At 58.6% G+C, this 17,315-nt stretch carries 16 protein-coding genes; 11 read left to right on the forward strand and 5 right to left on the reverse strand.

Annotation, left to right across the window (positions count from 1 at the left end; genetic code table 11):
* The first annotated feature begins 56 nt into the window (after positions 1 to 56).
* The 3 genes from NVV94_RS26385 (at position 57) to NVV94_RS26395 (ending at position 3,338) form a co-directional block, all read left to right on the forward strand.
* On the forward strand, positions 57 to 1,049 hold the full coding sequence (locus NVV94_RS26385; protein WP_258445194.1) for an AraC family transcriptional regulator: 993 nt from the start codon (positions 57 to 59) through the stop codon (positions 1,047 to 1,049).
* Positions 1,050 to 1,191: 142 nt separating this feature from the next.
* Positions 1,192 to 2,238 (forward strand): histone deacetylase family protein, encoded by a 1,047-nt coding sequence (locus tag NVV94_RS26390; protein ID WP_258445195.1) that lies wholly within the window; start codon positions 1,192 to 1,194, stop codon positions 2,236 to 2,238.
* Complete coding sequence (locus NVV94_RS26395) at positions 2,235 to 3,338, forward strand: polyamine ABC transporter substrate-binding protein (protein ID WP_258445196.1); 1,104 nt, start codon at positions 2,235 to 2,237, stop codon at positions 3,336 to 3,338. The genes NVV94_RS26390 and NVV94_RS26395 overlap by 4 nt, the downstream gene beginning before the upstream one ends.
* Positions 3,339 to 3,495: 157 nt before the next feature.
* Here the strand turns inward: NVV94_RS26395 and NVV94_RS26400 are convergent, their stop codons facing one another.
* The gene (locus NVV94_RS26400) at positions 3,496 to 5,046 is read right to left on the reverse strand and encodes a PLP-dependent aminotransferase family protein (RefSeq protein WP_258445197.1); all 1,551 of its coding nucleotides are present in this window, start codon (positions 5,044 to 5,046) and stop codon (positions 3,496 to 3,498) included.
* A 90-nt stretch (positions 5,047 to 5,136) separates the two neighbouring features.
* Between NVV94_RS26400 and NVV94_RS26405 the strand changes: the two genes are divergently transcribed.
* The 7 genes from NVV94_RS26405 to NVV94_RS26435 all read left to right on the forward strand — a co-directional run bounded on the left by NVV94_RS26405 (position 5,137) and on the right by NVV94_RS26435 (position 11,591).
* Positions 5,137 to 5,766, forward strand: coding sequence for an FMN-binding negative transcriptional regulator (locus tag NVV94_RS26405; protein WP_258445198.1), 630 nt, complete (start codon positions 5,137 to 5,139; stop codon positions 5,764 to 5,766).
* A 12-nt stretch (positions 5,767 to 5,778) separates the two neighbouring features.
* A complete protein-coding gene (locus NVV94_RS26410; RefSeq protein ID WP_258445199.1) occupies positions 5,779 to 6,225 on the forward strand; it encodes a GNAT family N-acetyltransferase in 447 nt (148 codons plus the stop codon).
* Positions 6,226 to 6,242: 17 nt separating this feature from the next.
* Positions 6,243 to 6,920 (forward strand): GNAT family N-acetyltransferase, encoded by a 678-nt coding sequence (locus NVV94_RS26415; RefSeq protein ID WP_258445200.1) that lies wholly within the window; start codon positions 6,243 to 6,245, stop codon positions 6,918 to 6,920.
* A gap of 278 nt (positions 6,921 to 7,198) precedes the next feature.
* Complete coding sequence (locus NVV94_RS26420) at positions 7,199 to 7,693, forward strand: Hcp family type VI secretion system effector (RefSeq protein WP_258445201.1); 495 nt, start codon at positions 7,199 to 7,201, stop codon at positions 7,691 to 7,693.
* A gap of 35 nt (positions 7,694 to 7,728) precedes the next feature.
* Positions 7,729 to 8,988: a hypothetical protein gene (locus NVV94_RS26425; protein WP_258445202.1), complete on the forward strand. Its 1,260-nt coding sequence runs from the start codon at positions 7,729 to 7,731 to the stop codon at positions 8,986 to 8,988.
* Positions 8,957 to 10,119 (forward strand): IS3 family transposase gene (locus NVV94_RS26430; RefSeq protein WP_258443255.1). Its coding sequence is split into 2 segments (ribosomal slippage): positions 8,957 to 9,212 and positions 9,212 to 10,119, totalling 1,164 coding nucleotides; the frame shifts between segments, so codons are not numbered across the junction. The genes NVV94_RS26425 and NVV94_RS26430 overlap by 32 nt, the downstream gene beginning before the upstream one ends.
* 614 nt (positions 10,120 to 10,733) lie before the next feature.
* Positions 10,734 to 11,591 (forward strand): SPFH domain-containing protein, encoded by an 858-nt coding sequence (locus NVV94_RS26435; protein WP_408733439.1) that lies wholly within the window; start codon positions 10,734 to 10,736, stop codon positions 11,589 to 11,591.
* 101 nt (positions 11,592 to 11,692) lie between these two features.
* Here the strand turns inward: NVV94_RS26435 and oadA are convergent, their stop codons facing one another.
* Together oadA and NVV94_RS26445 are read right to left on the reverse strand one after the other, a co-directional pair.
* Entirely contained in the window at positions 11,693 to 13,501 is a 1,809-nt protein-coding gene (gene oadA / locus NVV94_RS26440) for a sodium-extruding oxaloacetate decarboxylase subunit alpha (protein ID WP_258445203.1), read from the reverse strand.
* An 11-nt stretch (positions 13,502 to 13,512) separates the two neighbouring features.
* On the reverse strand, positions 13,513 to 14,928 hold the full coding sequence (locus NVV94_RS26445; RefSeq protein WP_258445204.1) for an acetyl-CoA carboxylase biotin carboxylase subunit: 1,416 nt from the start codon (positions 14,926 to 14,928) through the stop codon (positions 13,513 to 13,515).
* A gap of 201 nt (positions 14,929 to 15,129) precedes the next feature.
* On the opposite strand from NVV94_RS26445, the gene NVV94_RS26450 reads away from it, so the two are divergent.
* Positions 15,130 to 16,077, forward strand: coding sequence for a LysR family transcriptional regulator (locus NVV94_RS26450; protein WP_258447834.1), 948 nt, complete (start codon positions 15,130 to 15,132; stop codon positions 16,075 to 16,077).
* On the opposite strand, the gene NVV94_RS26455 is transcribed toward NVV94_RS26450, so the two are convergent.
* Positions 16,019 to 16,234, reverse strand: coding sequence for a PA3496 family putative envelope integrity protein (locus tag NVV94_RS26455; RefSeq protein ID WP_258445205.1), 216 nt, complete (start codon positions 16,232 to 16,234; stop codon positions 16,019 to 16,021). The two genes, NVV94_RS26450 and NVV94_RS26455, sit on opposite strands and share 59 nt — an antisense overlap.
* Positions 16,235 to 16,354: 120 nt before the next feature.
* Positions 16,355 to 17,221, reverse strand: coding sequence for a transcriptional regulator HexR (gene hexR / locus NVV94_RS26460; RefSeq protein ID WP_258445206.1), 867 nt, complete (start codon positions 17,219 to 17,221; stop codon positions 16,355 to 16,357).
* Positions 17,222 to 17,315 lie beyond the last annotated feature (94 nt).

The following is a 17,315-nucleotide window of genomic DNA, read 5'->3' on the forward strand; positions in this document are numbered from 1 at the left end:
ACACCCCCGGCACATAAATTGCTGCCTTCCAGCAGCCCCCACGCTGGATACCGAGCATGCTCCACTCACACCTGACCACTCTCAACGCCGTCTCCCTGGTGCTCAACATCTTCAAGGCCGAAGGTCTTTCCAGCGAAGCGCTGCTGGCGGGCAGCGGCATCAGCGAAGCGGACCTTGGCCTGGCCGATCCGCGCATCACCACTAGCCAGGAAATGCAGGTCTGCGCCAACGCTGTAGCCCTGCGCCGGGAAATCGGACTGGAGCTTGGGCGGCGCCTGCATGTTTCTTCTTACGGCATGCTCGGTTATGCCCTGCTTTCGAGTGCCACCTTAGGTGACGCTTTGCGCTTGGCCCTGCAATACCCCGCGCTGCTGGGAACACTTTTCCACCTGCAACTGATCGAGGATGGCGAACGGATCTGGCTGAGCGCCAGCGATTATCGTGATCGGCCAAACCTGGCAGTGTTCAACGGTGAACTCTGCCTGACCTCGATGAAAATCATCTGCGATGACATGCTTGGCCATCCCTTGCCGCTGGTTGCAGCACGCTTCGCCCACCCGGCGCCGGATTATTACCTGAGCTACGCCGAAACCTTCGACTGCCCCGTGCAATTCGAAGCAGCGGACCACGCTTTCGCCTTTGACAGAAAATGGCTCGATCAGCCCCTGCCACTGGCCGACATAGTGACGCATCGGGCGATGGCAGAACGTTGCCGACGCCAGAACACCGAGTTCAACGGTCGCCAGAGTTGGCTTGGGCGGATACGCCAGTTGTTGATGACCCAGTTGGACGCCGCCCCGGGGCTCGACGGCCTGGCACGGCAAATGAACTGTTCGGCGCGGACATTGCGCCGACACCTGCATGATCTGGGCACCAGCTACCAGGAACTGCTGGACGAGCTACGCTTCGAACGGGCCAAGCAATTGCTGGCCGAAGATCAACTGCCCATCTATCGCATTGCCGAAACCTTGGGCTTCAGCGAAACCGCCAGCTTCCGTCATGCCTTTTTGCGCTGGAGCGGCGTCGCACCCAGCCATTACCGTGCCTGAACAGGGCATCGAACTGCAAAAAGGGCGAAATATGGACAGTCAGTTTGGCCACATCGATCCCCTTTTGGCCGTTCCTGCCGTTCTCTCCAAGGCCCTCACGCATCAACAATGAGCCCTGTCTGAGCCTTCGGAGAATAAGAACATGCTGACGATTTACTCGGATGATCATCACCTGCATCACGGTCGGTGCGAACTGATGGACGGGCAATTGATGCCCTGCTTCGAAATGCCCTCACGCGCCGATCATGTCTTGCAACGCGTCAAGGACCGCAACCTCGGCCCGGTGCAAGCACCACGGGATTTTGGCCGAGCACCGCTGCAACGCATCCACAGTGCCGAGTACCTGGACTTTTTCCAGGGCGCCTGGGCGCGCTGGAGTGAACTCAATCGCGATGGCGACCTGTTGCCCTTCACCTGGCCAGCCCGGACATTGCGCACGCTGAAACCGAAAAGCCTGCTGGGTGAACTCGGCTATTACAGCTTCGATGGTGGCGCGCCCATCACCGCCGGCACCTGGCAAGCAGCCTACAGTGCCGCGCAGGTCGCATTGACTGCCCAGGCCGAGATCCAGGCCGGTGCGCACAGCGCCTTCGCCCTTTGCCGACCACCAGGGCACCATGCCGCCAGCGACCTCATGGGTGGTTACTGCTACCTGAACAACGCCGCCATTGCAGCCCAGGCCTTTCTCGATCAAGGCCATTCGAAGGTGGCAATCCTTGACGTGGACTATCACCACGGCAACGGTACTCAAGCGATTTTCTACGACCGCAGCGATGTGTTTTTTGCCTCCATCCATGGCCACCCGGAAGCGGAATTCCCGTTCTTCCTCGGCTATGCCGACGAACAGGGTGAAGGTGCAGGTGAGGGTTTCAACGTCAACTACCCGCTGGCGGCCGGCAGCGGCTGGGATACCTGGAGCGCCGCACTGGACCAGGCCTGCCAGCGAATCGAAGCCTATGCGCCAGATGTGCTGGTGATCTCCCTGGGAGTCGACACTTTCAAGGACGATCCCATCTCGCAGTTCAAGCTCGACAGCCCGGATTACCTGCGCATGGGCCAGCGTATCGCCAGGCTCGGCAAGCCGACCCTGTTTGTGATGGAGGGTGGCTATGCGGTGGAGGAGATCGGCATCAACGCGGTGAACGTACTCGAAGGTTTCGAAGGCGCCCAACAGGAAGCTCATGCATGAATAGACTCAAGCATCTTCTCGCTCCGATGCTGTGTACCGCCGCCCTGCTCACGGGCGCGGTCCAGGCTGAAGATCAACGCACCCTGCGCGTTTACAACTGGTTCGACTACATCACCCCGCAAACCCTGGTGGACTTCCAGAAAGACACCCAGGTCAAACTGATCTACGACATTTTCGACACCAACGAAGCCCTCGAAGCCAAGCTGCTGACCGGCAACTCCGGCTACGACGTGGTGGTGCCGTCCAATGTGTTCCTGGCCAAACAGATCGAGGCAGGCGTGTTCCAGCCGATCGATCGCAGCAAGATCCCCAACTGGGAACATCTGGATCCTAAGTTGATGAAGCTGATCGAGGCCAATGACCCCGGCAACAAATTCGGCGTGCCTTACATGTACGGCACGGTATTGATCGGCTTCAACCCGGACAAGGTCAAGGCCGTGCTCGGCGACAACGCACCGGTTGACAGCTGGGACCTGATCTTCAAGGAAGAGAACATCAGCAAGCTCAAGCAGTGCGGTGTCGCCCTGCTCGACTCGCCCTCCGAAATCCTGCCGCTGGCGCTCAGCTACCTTGGCCTGCCGCCCAACAGCAGCAAACCGGCCGACTACAAGCAAGCCGAAGCGCTGATGATGAAGATTCGTCCGCACATCACTTACTTTCACTCTTCCAAGTACATGGCTGACATCGCCAACGGCGATATCTGCGTTGCCGTCGGCTATTCCGGCAGTTTCTCCCAGGCCGCCAATCGTGCCAAGGAGGCCAAGAACGGTGTGATCGTGGACATGCGCCTGCCCAAGGAAGGTGCGCCGATCTGGTTCGACATGCTGGCCGTTCCAAAAGGTGCGGCGAACCAGGAAGACGCCCACACCTTTATCAACTACCTGTTGCAACCGAAAGTGATCGCGCCGATCAGCGATTTCGTCGGCTATCCCAACCCCAACAAGGACGCGACCGAACTGGTCAGCCCGGCCATCCGCAACAATCCGAACCTGTACCCGACCGAAGAGGCCATGGCCAAGCTCTACACCCTGCAGCCATTGCCCCGCGATGCCGAGCGTGCGCGGACTCGGGCCTGGACCAGGATCAAGTCCGGGACGTGATTGAAGGTCCTGCGGACCTTTCGCTGGCAAGCTTGCGGTGCCAATGACGTGGTCTGTCTGGATTCACGCGGTGACATCATCGCGGGCAAGCCCGCTCCCGGGATCGGTGGGTCCTGTGGGAGCGGGCTTGCCCGCGATCGGCCGCGCAGCGGTCGCATTACTCGACCCAAGCTTTGCGCAAACGCGCCGTCGCCGCAGTGATCTCCGCTTCAGCCACCGCAGCAAAGCCCAACACCAGCCCGGCTCGGTTATCCACAGGCTCGCGCGAGTCCGGTAACCAGTAGTCACTCAAGGCATTGATCTCAACACCAACGCCCTCAGCCAATTCGATCAACTCACATTCCCGCGCGAAACTATCCACAGGCACCATCAAGTGCAGGCCGGCTGCCACGTTGGGTAATGCCCCACAGCCAGGGATATCCACAGGCCAACCGGCCAGTAGCGCATTACGCCGACTCAAGGCCGCCCGACGCATCCGCCGGATATGTCGTTGAAAGTGCCCGGCGGCCATGAATTCGGCCATCACTACCTGCGTGCCAACCTCGGAATGGCGAACATCCAGTGCCCGCCGTTGAGAGAAGGCTGGTACCAGTTGCCGCGGCAATACCAGATAGCCGAGGCGCATCGCCGGAAAGGCGATTTTGCCGAACGTACCGACATACAGCACCCGTCCCTGCCGATCCAGCGCAGCCAGCGGTGCCAGCGGCGCCCCGCTGTAGCGGTACTCGCCATCATAGTCGTCCTCGACGATCCAGCCCTGGCTGCGCTCGGCCCAGGCCAGCAGCTCCAGGCGCCTGGCCAGGCTCATGGTCACTCCGGTCGGGTATTGATGTGAGGGCGTGACATAGGCCAGGCGGCAGTTCTCGATGTTCGCCAGCTCAGTGCAATCGAGCCCGTCGTTATCCACAGCCACCCCCTGCACCTGTGCCCCGGCGATTGCGAAGGCATTTCCGGCTGCTCGATAGCCTGGGTTTTCCACAGTCACCACATCGCCAGGCTCAAGCAGCAACTGTGCACAAAGGCTGATTGCCTGCTGTGCACCACTGGTGATCACAATTTGTTCAGCGCTACAGGAAAGACCGCGTGAGCCGCGCAAATAAGCTGCAATCAACTCCCTGAGACGAGGGTCGCCGGCAGGCTCGCCATAGCCCAGTTGCTGCAAGTCCGGTTTTCGCCAGAAACCCGCCTGCAGCTTGGCCCAGACGTCGAATGGGAACAGATCGAACGCAGGCACGCCCACCCGAAAAGCTCTGGGCGGACCGCTTTTGGGAGGGGGTAAAGAATAGTGCTGGAGTCGTTCCATGGCGCTATTGTGGATAATTTTACTGGATGTAAGCACAGTAAAATTGATGCCATTTGTGGATAAGGCTGTGGGTAAGCCTGTTGGTAACGCTGTGGATACTTTTGTGGATAGTTTTGCCAACGATGACACTGTTTGTGACAGTTGCGCTACATAGGTGCCATCGCCAACCCGCCCCTCAATAAAGCCCTCGGCATAAAGTTGGTCGTAGGCACGCACCACGCTGTTACGCGATATCGCTAACATCGTTGCCAGATCGCGGGTAGCAGGAAGTCGGGTACCACCGCCCAACCGCCCATCCAGCACACGAGCACGCAAGGCCTGGTAAAGCTGGCGACTCAAACCCTGACGCCGGTCCAGCTGAATGCCGGCAGGGTCGAAAGGCAGCGGAACGAGGTTCTCGGCCATGGATTGGTCCTACAAAACTTGCAGTTAATGGATCTTACAACAGTCCAATAGCCTGCCTAGGATATGACCAACCGCCAAGGAAAATCAGTCATGTACCTACCGTCTGCATTCAAGGATATCGACCTGCTCCGTCTGCATGAGCAAATTCAGCAATCTCGCCTGGCCATCCTCGTCACCAACGGCGAGCACGGCCTGCAAGCCAGCCATCTGCCACTACTGCTTAACCCGGAACAGGGGCCCAACGGCACCCTCTACGGCCACTTGGCCAAGGCCAACCCGCACTGGCGGGACCTTGCCGGCGGTGCCGAAGCGATGGTGATTTTTGCCGGTGCCGACGCCTACGTCAGCCCCGGCTTTTATCCAGCCAAGGCCGAGCACGGCAAAGTGGTGCCGACCTGGAATTACCTGGCGGTGCATGCCTATGGCCAGGCCGAGGTGTTCACCGATGCCCAGCGCTTGCGCAACCTGGTCAGCGCCTTGACCGAGCGTCATGAAAGCGGTCGGGCCCAACCCTGGGCGGTGGAAGATGCGCCTGCCGACTACATTGAAGGCATGCTCAAGGCCATTGTCGGTTTCGCCCTGCCGATCGATCGCCTGGAGGGCAAGCGCAAGCTCAGCCAGAACTGCTCGGCCGCCGACATCGCCGGTGTGCGCGAAGGCCTGACCAATAGCCCGGATTCAAAAGACCAACAACTCGCCCAGCTCATGGGTCAGGCATAAAGGAGCCAACCAATGTCAGCAGTAGAGATCCGCCCGGTCACCGCACAGGATCAGGCCGCCTGGCTGCCCTTGTGGCATGCCTATCAGCGTTTCTACAACACGCAGATCGCCGAAGAGGTCAGCTCCGTCACCTGGCAGCGCATGCTCGACCCTACCGAGCCGATCAACGCAGCGCTGGCCTGGTTCAACGGCCAGGCGGTGGGCATGGTGCATTGGATCTATCATCGTTCATGTTGGACCGTGGAAAACGCCTGCTACCTGCAGGACCTGATCGTCAGCGAAACGCATCGTGGCACAGGGATGGGTCGCCAACTGATCGAGTTCGTCTATGACCAGGCACGGGTGGCCGGCTGCGCCAAGGTCCACTGGCTGACCCATGAGACCAATGCCGCGGGCATACGGTTGTATGAGCGTATCGCCGAACGGCCAGGTTTCATCCAATTTCGCAAACTGTTGTAAGGCTCGAGGAACCCACCATGTCGACCCGCATAGTCCAGTGGCAACCAGCGAAGCCCCCTCGCCCCACACTGTTGACCGGGCGCTATATACGCCTGGAAAAACTCGACCCCAGGCGCCACGGCGAAGACCTGTGGCAAGCCCTGGAAGGGCCGGACGCCGACCCTGCGCTCTGGGATTACCTGCCCTACGGCCCCTTCAAGGACCGCGAAGGTTTCGATGACTGGCTCGACAGCAACGGCGCCAGCGCCGACCCGCTGTTCTATGCCGTTATCGATCTACCCAGCGGCCAGACCCAAGGGCTGCTTAGCCTCATGTCGATCGTGCCGGCCCATGGCCGCATCGAAATCGGTCACATAGCCTTCGGCGCTGCCATGCAACGCACCCCCAAAGGCACCGAAGCGGTCTACCTGCTGAGCAAGCTGGCCTTCGAACTGGGCAACCGCCGCCTGGAATGGAAATGCAACAACGCCAATGCCCGCTCCAAGCGCGCGGCAGAGCGGTTCGGCTTCACGTTTGAAGGGGTGTTCCGCAACCATATGGTGGTCAAGGGCTGCAATCGCGACACGGCCTGGTATTCCATTACCGATGAGGAATGGCCGGCGGTTGGGGCGGCGTTTGAGCGGTGGTTGGCGGCGGAAAACCAGACCGCGTCAGGACAGGTCAGGACGCTGGAGCAGTGTCGTGCGTCGGCGTAACAGCTCGCCGGTCGATCATATCCAGCGCATCGCTGGCATCCTGAAGCAACAAGCAAGCGGCCTGAGCCAGGCGTGATCATTCCAAGTTTGCAAGCCAACCACATGCAAACTACTGGCGCTAAGCGCTACCCGACAAGGCCTGTAATTCGCGCTGTTAAACCGTTCTGATCATTTACAGATAAATCACTCGAGTTGCTCGGAAATTTCCCATATCACCATAAACCCGCCCCCTGTATTAAACCCCTTTGCTCGCAAACAAATGGCAAAGGAGACATGCAATGCCGACCCCCGCCTACATGACCATCGAAGGCACACACCAAGGATCGATCAGCGCCGGAGCATCCACCCAGGCGTCGGTGGGTAATCGCTACCAGAATGGTCACGAGAACCAGATACTGCTCCAGGCCGTGGACCACACCGTATTCGTACCCTCCGGAGCCAACTCCGGCCATCGGCGCCATACCCCTTTGGTCGTCACCAAAGGGATCGACAAATCCTCGCCCCTGATCAATATCGCCCTGAGTACCGGCGAACCCTTGACCCTGTGCCGCCTCGAGTTCTATCGCACCGCAGCCCCGGGGGCGCAGGAACTCTTCTATTCGATGGAACTGCACGATGCCGTCATCGTTCACGCCCAACTCGTCCTGCCCAATTGCCTGGATGCAGACAACGCTGAATTCACCCTCATGGAAGTCGTGCACTTCGCCTACCGCAAAATTACCTGGGTCCATGAAGTCTGCGGCACCACGGGTATCGATCAGTGGAACAGTTGACCCGTTGACAGATCACGCAAAGAGGCCTGTGAACCATGAAGCTGATCCATCGCAACCAGCTGCGCCCGGAAGAGCGCCCCTACATCTACCCGACCGCCGAGGCGGTCGCCCTGGTCAAGCACGCGCTCAATTTTCGCCAGGACATCAACGGGCTCAAGGGCCTGCGCCGCACCTCGATGCTCAATTACGACCCGGAGGTGCTCAAGCAAGTCCAACGCGGCGAATGGCTGCTGATCAAGCGCGATGCGAAGGCGTTTGACTGGTGGCCGTTCGAGGCAGCAGCTGCCGAAGGCCGAGCCCGAATGGCCTTTCTCGACTACATCAAGTCCGTCCCGCCCCCCAAGGGGGCTGCACCATCAGGTTTCCATATCGTGCAACGACCAATGAGCCTGGGCACACTGCAGCTCGAGTTTTTCCCCGATCCTTTCTCCGAGCACGCCAGAGACTTTTTCCAGTTCAACCCGCACCTCAAAGCTGAACTCAAGCCCGGCCAGCTCGTTATCATTGCCGACCCGCACTACCCTATGTGTCGCCATGAACACGAACAACTCCTGCAAGCTGCCGCCACCGTCGATGCAGCACTGGAAGACCTCAGCATCGAAGAGGCTTCGTTCATGGTCAAACACCATGACGAGATCGGGTCCTTCCTGACCCAGGGCGCCACTGCAGTCGGCATCGGCGAAACCATGTTCGCGAGGCACCTGAACACCATGAAAGCAACCCTCGAAGACCTCGAACAACTGCACCAACGCACTTACCAGCAGCACGGCCACCTGCAAACCCCGGAATTCTTCGCCGAGCGCAAACGCCTGCTCTCTCAACTCGATAGCAGTCTGGGTCCGCTGGTGCGCAAAAGCACCGGCCTGCCCGACCACCCCAAACTGAAAAGCGCCCTCGGCATCTCCAGCCGTAGCCTGGTCCATCATTGGGACAAAGCCGGGGCACCAGGTCAAATACCGGGTTATGCCACGCATATCGACGGGGTGAGCAAGGCCGCTCGGTACATCAGGGCTGGCGGGTGGATTGGCGTAGGCCTCGGCGCTTCGGCGTCGGTAATGAAGGTGGAGGAGACTTGCCGGGTGGGGAGGGAGGATGAATGTCGGCAGGTGAAGTTTAGCGAGAGTGGGAAATTTGGTGGTGGATTGGCGGGTGGCGCAATTGGTGGAGGGGCTGCCGGGATTAAAGCCGCAGGGGTACTGTGTAGTGGTCTAATGAAACCGGACACCCATTTAGGCGAGAATGCTCGCCAGATCGAGGTGTCAAATGACCAAACAACGCCGTTCCTTTTCCGCTGAATTCAAACGCGAGGCTGCCGACCTCGTGCTCAAGCAAAACTACAGCTACATCGAAGCCAGTCGTTCACTCGGCGTCGGCGAGTCGGCACTACGCCGCTGGGTTGAGCAGGTTCAGAAGGAGCGCCAAGGTGTCACCCCGCTAAGCAAAGCGCTGACCCCGGAGCAGCAGAAAATCCAGGAACTGGAAGTCCGGATCGCCCGCCTTGAACGGGAAAAATCGATACTAAAAAAGGCTACCGCGCTCTTGATGTCGGAAGATCACGAGCGTACGCGCTGATCAATCAGCTTAGCGTCCACGAGCCGATTGATTGGCTGTGCAAAGTGTTTGAAGTCACCCGCTCGTGTTACTACGCCCAGCGTCTCAGGCGCCGGACTCCTGATATTGAGCGGCTTCGGCTGCGCAGTCGGGTCAATGAACTGTTCACAGAAAGTCGTAGTGCTGCGGGCAGCCGCAGCATCTTGTCGATCATGCGTGAAGACGGCGAGCAACTGGGGCGATTTAAGGTACGCAGCTTGATGCGTGAGCTTGACCTCGTGAGCAAACAGCCAGGTTCTCATGCCTATAAACGAGCGACGGTCGAACGGTTGGATATCCCGAACATCTTGAATCGGGAGTTCGATGTCTCGGCCCCCAACCAAGTGTGGTGCGGCGACATCACCTACATTTGGGCCCAAGGGAAATGGCATTATCTGGCTGTTGTGCTAGATCTTTGCGCGCGCCGGATAGTGGGTTGGGCATTGTCGGAAAAGCCGGACGCCGAGCTGGTTATCAAGGCACTGGATATGGCCTATGAGCAACGAGGAAGACCTCAGGGCCTGCTGTTTCACTCGGATCAAGGGTCGCAGTATGGGAGTCGTTTATTTCGCCAGCGGCTGTGGCGTTATCGCATGCGCCAGAGCATGAGCCGCCGGGGTAATTGCTGGGACAATGCGCCGATGGAGCGTGTGTTTCGCAGCGTGAAAACTGAATGGATACCGACCATGGGCTACCGAACTGCTCAAGAAGCCCAGCGCGATATCAGCCATTTCTTGATGCATCGGTACAACTGGATTCGCCCCCATCAATTCAACGGTGGGCTGGCGCCAGCTCAGGCCGAAGAAAAACTTAACGTCGTGTCCGGGATTAGTTGACCACTACACTGTGCCCAGCATTTACAGCCGCGGGAGGTGTGGGGGGACTCATCTGTGGCATCGTTGTTGTTGGGATTGGAGCTACAGCGGGCGGAATGTTTGGGGAGGAAGGCGGGGAAATATTAGGTAAAACAGTTTATGAATGGACCAAATAATAATGCTCAGCGCCGAGGAAATTTACAGCATATGCTGGGCTTTAGTTTTTTTCTTAATACTCATTACCATAATCGCATGGATTCATACAACATACACAAAAAAACATGAAATAATCAAACATCTTTCAAATTGCAAGTTGATCGGATACCAAGACCCCTCCGAAATCAAGGGTATGATTGAACACATTATTTTAATGGGGAACGTTTCAAACTTGCTTTCCTTTCCTAACATATTTATTAGACGGGGGGATGCAGATCCAGTCGACATAAAAAATTTTCCGAAGGTGCTGAAGCGTAGAATTTCTATTATCTATAACTCCGGATGCATGCTTTTTATCTTCATGATAGCTCTATGGAGCGTGGGCAAGTATATGTACTGGATCAAATAGAACGGCACCTCCATCGTTTCCTTCACCACTCGCTGCGAGCGAGACCCTTGCATTGATTAAGGAAACAACCATGCATATGCTTAAAGTGAAATTCTTTGCCGGTTTTGTCGCTATTGCGATCCTTATAGGCGTATTTTTTAGCGCCTGGTATACCGTGGATGAGACTGAACGTGGGGTACTGCTGCGCAATGGCGCCCTTGTTGGAGTGATTGAACCCGGCCTGGCGTTCAAAATCCCGCTCATTGAGACAGTAAAATCCATCTCCGTGCAGAGTCAGGCAACGACCTACCGAGCCCTTACCGCGTACAGCAAGGACCAACAGACCGCCACGCTGAATGTCTCGGTTTCATGGCATGTAGAGCCCAGCGAAGTCGCCAAGGTTTACACCCAGTATCAGGACCTGGAGGGTCTCGTCTCCAGGTTGATCAGCCGACAGGTTCCGACGCAGGTTGAGAATGTCTTCGGGCAATACAATGCGGTAACTGCAGTGCAGCAGCGCGGAAAGTTTGTGACGGATGTATCCAAAGCGATCAAGGATGCCGTTGCAGGCCCTGTCGTTATCGATAGTGTTCAAGTTGAAAACATCGATTTCAGCGACGACTATGAGCGCTCTATCGCACTACGTATGAAAGCAGAAGTTGAAGTGAAAACCCGCGAGCAAATGCTGGCTACCGAACAGGTTCAGGCGCAAATCCGTATTACACAAGCACAGGCGGAAGCTGACTCCAAAGTCGCTCAGGCAAGAGCCGATGCCGAGGCAACCCGACTGCGTGGCGATGCAGAAGCGGATGCGATCAAGGCAAGAGCCCAGGCGTTGGCGAGCAACCAGAATCTGGTTGAACTGACGAAGGCCGAGCGTTGGAATGGTGTATTACCCTCCACCGTTCTGCCCAATGGCACATTGCCTTTCTTAGATGCCAGGAAGTGATGGCCCTTCATGGGGTCGAGTAAACGAACGCGAGGATCACGCAAAAAAAAAAAGGGGAGCATTTGCTCCCCAGAGGTAAATCGTTACAACCGAAGCCCGTATCAGCCCTCGATTTCGATCAGGATCTCACCCGGATTGACGCGGTCGCCTTTGGCCACATGAATGGCGGTGACCTTGCCGGCGATCGGTGCCTGCACTTCGGTCTCCATCTTCATCGCTTCGGTGATCAGCACGGCCTGGCCAGCCTTGACCACATCGCCTTCCTTGACCAGAACATCGACGATGTTGCCGGGCATGGTGGTGCTGATGTGACCTGGCTCGCTGGCCTGCTTGCGCTTGCCGATGCCGCCGCCGACGAATTCGTTGAGCGGTTCGAACACCACCTCTTCAGGCATGCCGTCGATGGACAGGTAGAAGTGACGCTTGCCTTCGGCCTTGACGCCGACGCCGGTGATGTCGACGCGGTAGGTTTCACCGTGCACATCGATGACGAATTCGGTCGGTACGCCTTCGCCTCCGGCCGGGCTGACACCGCCCGCTTCCGGAATCGGCAGCAGCACTTCAGGCGCCAGGGTGCCGGCTTCACGCTCTTCAAGGAACTTGCGCCCGATGTCCGGGAACATGGCGTAGGTCAGCACGTCCTCTTCGGATTTGGCCAGGTTGCCGATGTCGGTGCGCAGCTTGGTCATTTCCGGCTTGAGCAGGTCGGCAGGACGCACGTCGATCACGTCTTCGCTGCCGATGGCCTGACGGCGCAGATTCTCGTTGACCACGCCCGGCGCCTTGCCGTAACCGCCTTGCAGGTACAGCTTCACTTCGTTGGTGATGGTCTTGTAGCGCTCGCCGGCCAGTACGTTGAAGAACGCCTGGGTACCGACGATCTGCGAAGTCGGGGTCACCAGCGGCGGGAAGCCCAAGTCTTCACGCACCCGCGGGATTTCCGCCAGCACTTCACTCATGCGGTTCAGGGCGCCCTGCTCTTTGAGCTGGTTGGCCAGGTTGGAGATCATCCCACCAGGTACCTGGTTGACCTGCACGCGGGTGTCGACAGCGGTGAACTCACTCTCGAACTGGTGATACTTCTTGCGCACGGCATAGAAGTACAGGCCGATCTCTTGCAACAGCTCCAGATCCAGGCCGGTGTCGAACTCGCTGCCTTTAAGCGCTGCAACCATCGACTCGGTACCCGGATGGCTGGTGCCCCAGGCGAAGCTGGAGATCGCGGTATCGATATGATCGGCGCCGTTTTCAATGCCCTTGAGCTGGCACATGGCGGCCAGGCCAGCGGTATCGTGAGAGTGGATAAACACCGGCAGCGATTGCTCGGCCTTCAGTGCCCTGACCAACTCACCGGTGGCGTATGGGGTCAGCAGCCCGGCCATGTCCTTGATCGCGATCGAGTCACAACCCATGGCTTCCATTTGCTTGGCCTGGGCCACGAACGCTTCGATGGTGTGCACCGGGCTGGTGGTGTAGGCGATGGTGCCTTGGGCGTGCTTGCCGGCGGCTTTGACGGCCTCGATGGCTACGCGCAGGTTACGCACGTCGTTCATGGCGTCGAAGATACGGAACACGTCGATGCCATTGACCGCCGCCTTGGCGACAAACGCCCTGACCACGTCATCGCTGTAGTGACGATAGCCGAGCAGGTTCTGCCCACGCAGGAGCATTTGCAGACGGGTGTTGGGCAGTGCGGCGCGCAGTTTACGCAGGCGCTCCCACGGGTCTTCCTTGAGGAAGCGCACGCAGGCGTCGAAGGTCGCGCCGCCCCAGACTTCCAACGACCAGTAGCCGACCTTGTCGAGCTTTTCGCAGATCGGCAGCATGTCTTCGGTGCGCATGCGGGTCGCCAACAGGGACTGGTGGGCGTCGCGCAGGATTGTGTCGGTAACGTGGATTTTCTTGGTCATGATGGTATTCCTCACAGGCCTGCGTGGGCGGCGATGGCGGCGGCGATGGCCAGGGCCAGCTCTTCGGGTTTGCGCTTGATCGAGTAGTTGGTCAGTTCAGGATGGCTTTCGACGAAGCTGGTATTGAACTGGCCGCTACGGAATTCCGGATTGCGCAGGATTTCCTGGTAGTAGGCGGCAGTGGTCTTGACCCCTTGCACGCGCATGTCATCCAGGGCCCGCAAACCGCGATCCATGGCTTCTTCCCAGGTCAACGCCCACACCACCAGTTTCAGGCACATGGAGTCGTAGTACGGCGGAATGGTGTAGCCGGTGTAGATTGCCGTATCGGTTCGCACGCCAGGACCGCCGGGCGCGTAATAGCGAGTGATCTTGCCGAAGCTCGGCAGGAAGTTGTTTTTCGGGTCTTCGGCGTTGATCCGGAACTGCAGGGCAAAGCCGCGGTGCTGGATATCTTCCTGCTTCACCGATAGCGGCAGCCCGGACGCGATGCGGATCTGCTCACGGACGATATCGATGCCGGTGATTTCCTCGGTGATGGTGTGTTCGACCTGCACCCGGGTGTTCATTTCCATGAAGTACACTTCGCCATCGGCGAGCAGGAACTCCACGGTACCGGCGTTCTCGTAGCCCACTGCCTTGGCCGCGCGCACGGACAGATCGCCGATGTAGGCGCGCTGTTCCGGGGTCAGCTGCGGGCTCGGGGCGATTTCGATCAGCTTCTGGTTACGACGCTGGATCGAGCAATCGCGCTCGAACAGGTGCACCACATTGCCAAAGCTGTCGCCGAGAATCTGCGCTTCGATGTGTTTCGGGTTGACGATGCACTTTTCCAGGAACACTTCGGCCGAACCAAACGCCTTGGTTGCTTCGGAAATAACCCGAGGGAATGCCTGTTCCAGTTCTTCGCGGCTGTTGCAGCGACGAATGCCGCGACCGCCACCACCGGAGGTGGCCTTGAGCATGACCGGATAACCGATCCGTTCACCTTCGCTCAGGGCTTCTTCAATATCGGCGACGTTGCCTTCAGTGCCAGGCGTAACCGGTACGCCGGCCTTGATCATGCTGCGGCGCGCCTCGGTCTTGTCGCCCATGCGGCGGATGACTTCGGCAGCCGGCCCGATGAACTTGACTCCACGCTCGGCACAGATAACCGCCAGCTCGGCGTTTTCCGAGAGGAAGCCATAACCGGGATGCAGCGCATCACAACCGGTTTCCACTGCCAGGTTCACCAGCTTGCGTGGGTTCAGGTAGCCAGCCAACGGCTCGGCACCGATACTGTGGGCTTCGTCGGCACGTTTGACATGCAAGGCATGCCGATCGGCGTCGGAATAGATCGCTACCGAGCGAATGCCCATCTCGGCGCAGGCACGCACGATCCGTACGGCAATTTCACCACGGTTGGCGATCAGGATCTTTTTTATCACTGGAATTTCCTCGACCGATGAAACAAACGAACCGGAAAAGCCGGTCGGCGCGTGACCAAGCCTCGCTGGCCAGTCGCATAATCACCCTAGCGCTACTGGTCGATAAACAAAAATCAATATTTGTTAGGTCAGGCATTAGCAAAAGCTTATAGTCGAGCGAAAGGCCTTTGCAAAATCGAGAAGAAAATGCGTAAGTCATTGATGCGTATGACATTGCGTCAGTTGCAGATCTTCAACGAAGTCTGCGATCTACGCTCCTACAGCCGGGCAGCCGACGAAATGGCACTGACGCAACCCGCCGTCAGCCTGCAGATTCGTCAGCTTGAGGAGCTGGTTGGGCAGCCACTTTTCGAATATGTGGGTAAGAAACTTTACCTGACCGAGGCCGCAGAAGCCTTGCAACGCGCCAGCCGGGATATCTTCGGGCGCCTGGAAAGCTTCGACATGCAACTCTCGGACATGCAGGGCTCGCTGCAGGGGCAACTCAAGCTGGCGGTGGAGTCCAGCGCGAAGTATTTCGTCCCGCACCTGTTCGCTGCATTCAAGAAACAGCATCCAGATGTGAACCTGAACCTGACGGTAGTCAATCGGGCCCAGGCGATCAGGCGGCTGTCGGATAACCGCGACGACTTGATCATCATGTCCATGGTGCCCCAGGACATGGGCCTTGAGTTCGTGCCCTTCTTGAACAACCCGATCGTTGCAGTGGCCCCGCCCGACCATCCGCTGTGCAAGCTCGACAGCCTGCGCTTGCAGGACCTGGAACCTCATACCCTACTGATTCGCGAACAGGGATCGGGAACCCGCAAGGCCTGTGAAGAGTTCTTCAAGGACAAGCGCGTGCATTTCACCCAGACGCTGGAGGTCGCTTCGGCCGATGCCCAGCGCGAGTGCGTGATTGCCGGCCTGGGCCTGGCCTTGCTGACACGCCACGCGCTCAATCTGGAGCTGGCCACGGGCATTCTGCGTGAGCTGCCGGTCGAGGAACTGCCGCTTTATCGAAGCTGGTGCGTGGTGCAGGCCAAAGCCAAGCGGTTGTCGCCGGTGGCGTTGGCCTTTTTAGCGTTCATCCGTAGCGAACGTGCGCAAATCAGCGCGCTGGTTGAGCGCTTTTCGGGGCATTTACCGCCGATACCTGCCAAAGATTGATCGATTGCAGTTCGGGGTAATCGGCGATTTCCTGAAGCAGTTGACGCTGCTCGGAGTAACTCTCGATCGCCCGGCGAAATTCCATGCGCCGTTGATCTTCCTGCTGCCGACGGGTCTTGCTGGTGCTCTGTTGCGAACCATCGAAATAACGAGCCATTGCTGATCTCCCAGTTCGAGTGCGGGAGCTACAGGTTCCACCTGTGCAATGACTATTTGGCGGCAAGCCAATGACAAATCGATGAACGCTTTGCGGCAGGCGCGTGAAGGCCGGACAGACTCAGTCGTCCAGGGCTTTCACGGACTTGGGTGACAGACGCAGGCTGCGCAGACTGCGCTTGACGCTCTTGAGGTGGTTGACCAGGCTCGGGCCACGGGCCATGGCAACCCCCATCGCCAACACGTCGATTACCACCAGGTGAGCGATACGCGAGGTCAGCGGGGTGTAGATCTCGGTGTCCTCATGCACATCGATTGCCAGGTTGACGGTCGACAGCTCTGCCAGCGGCGTCTGGCTCGGGCACAGGGTGATCAGCGTCGCCCCGCTCTCGCGCACCAGGTTGGCGGTGATCAGCAAGTCCTTGGAACGGCCGGACTGGGAAATGCAGATCGCCACATCGCCAGGCTTGAGCGTGACTGCCGACATGGCCTGCATGTGCGGGTCGGAGTAGGCGGCGGCGGTGAGCAGCAAGCGAAAGAACTTGTGCTGGGCATCGGCTGCTACCGCGCCGGACGCGCCGAAGCCGTAGAACTCGACGCGCTGGGCCTGGGCCATGGCGGTCACGGCGCGCTGCAAGGCGTGCGGATCGAGGTGCTCGCGCACTTCCATCAGGGTATGTAGCGTGGTGTCGAAAATTTTCAGGCTGTAGTCGGCAACCGAATCGTCTTCATGAATCGCAAACTGGCCAAAGCTGGCACCTGCCGCCAGGCTTTGCGCGAGCTTGAGCTTCAGGTCCTGGAACCCGGAACAGCCGATCGCACGGCAAAAACGCACGATGGTCGGCTCGCTGATCCCGACGCTGTGGGCAAGATCGGCCATGGAGCTATGCATTACGGCCGCCGGGTCAAGCAGCACATGGTCGGCAACCTTGAGCTCCGACTTGCGTAACAGATGGCGCGACTGGGCGATGTGTTGCAACAGATTCAATGGACAGGACTCGGTTATGATCGGCAGACCGGGATGTAGCTTTCTTGTAGTTATACTACATGACCTGCGGCCCGCCCAGCTAAACGAACTCGGA

Origin of the sequence: Pseudomonas sp. LS1212, from assembly GCF_024741815.1 — a bacterium.
Taxonomy (GTDB): Bacteria; Pseudomonadota; Gammaproteobacteria; order Pseudomonadales; family Pseudomonadaceae; genus Aquipseudomonas.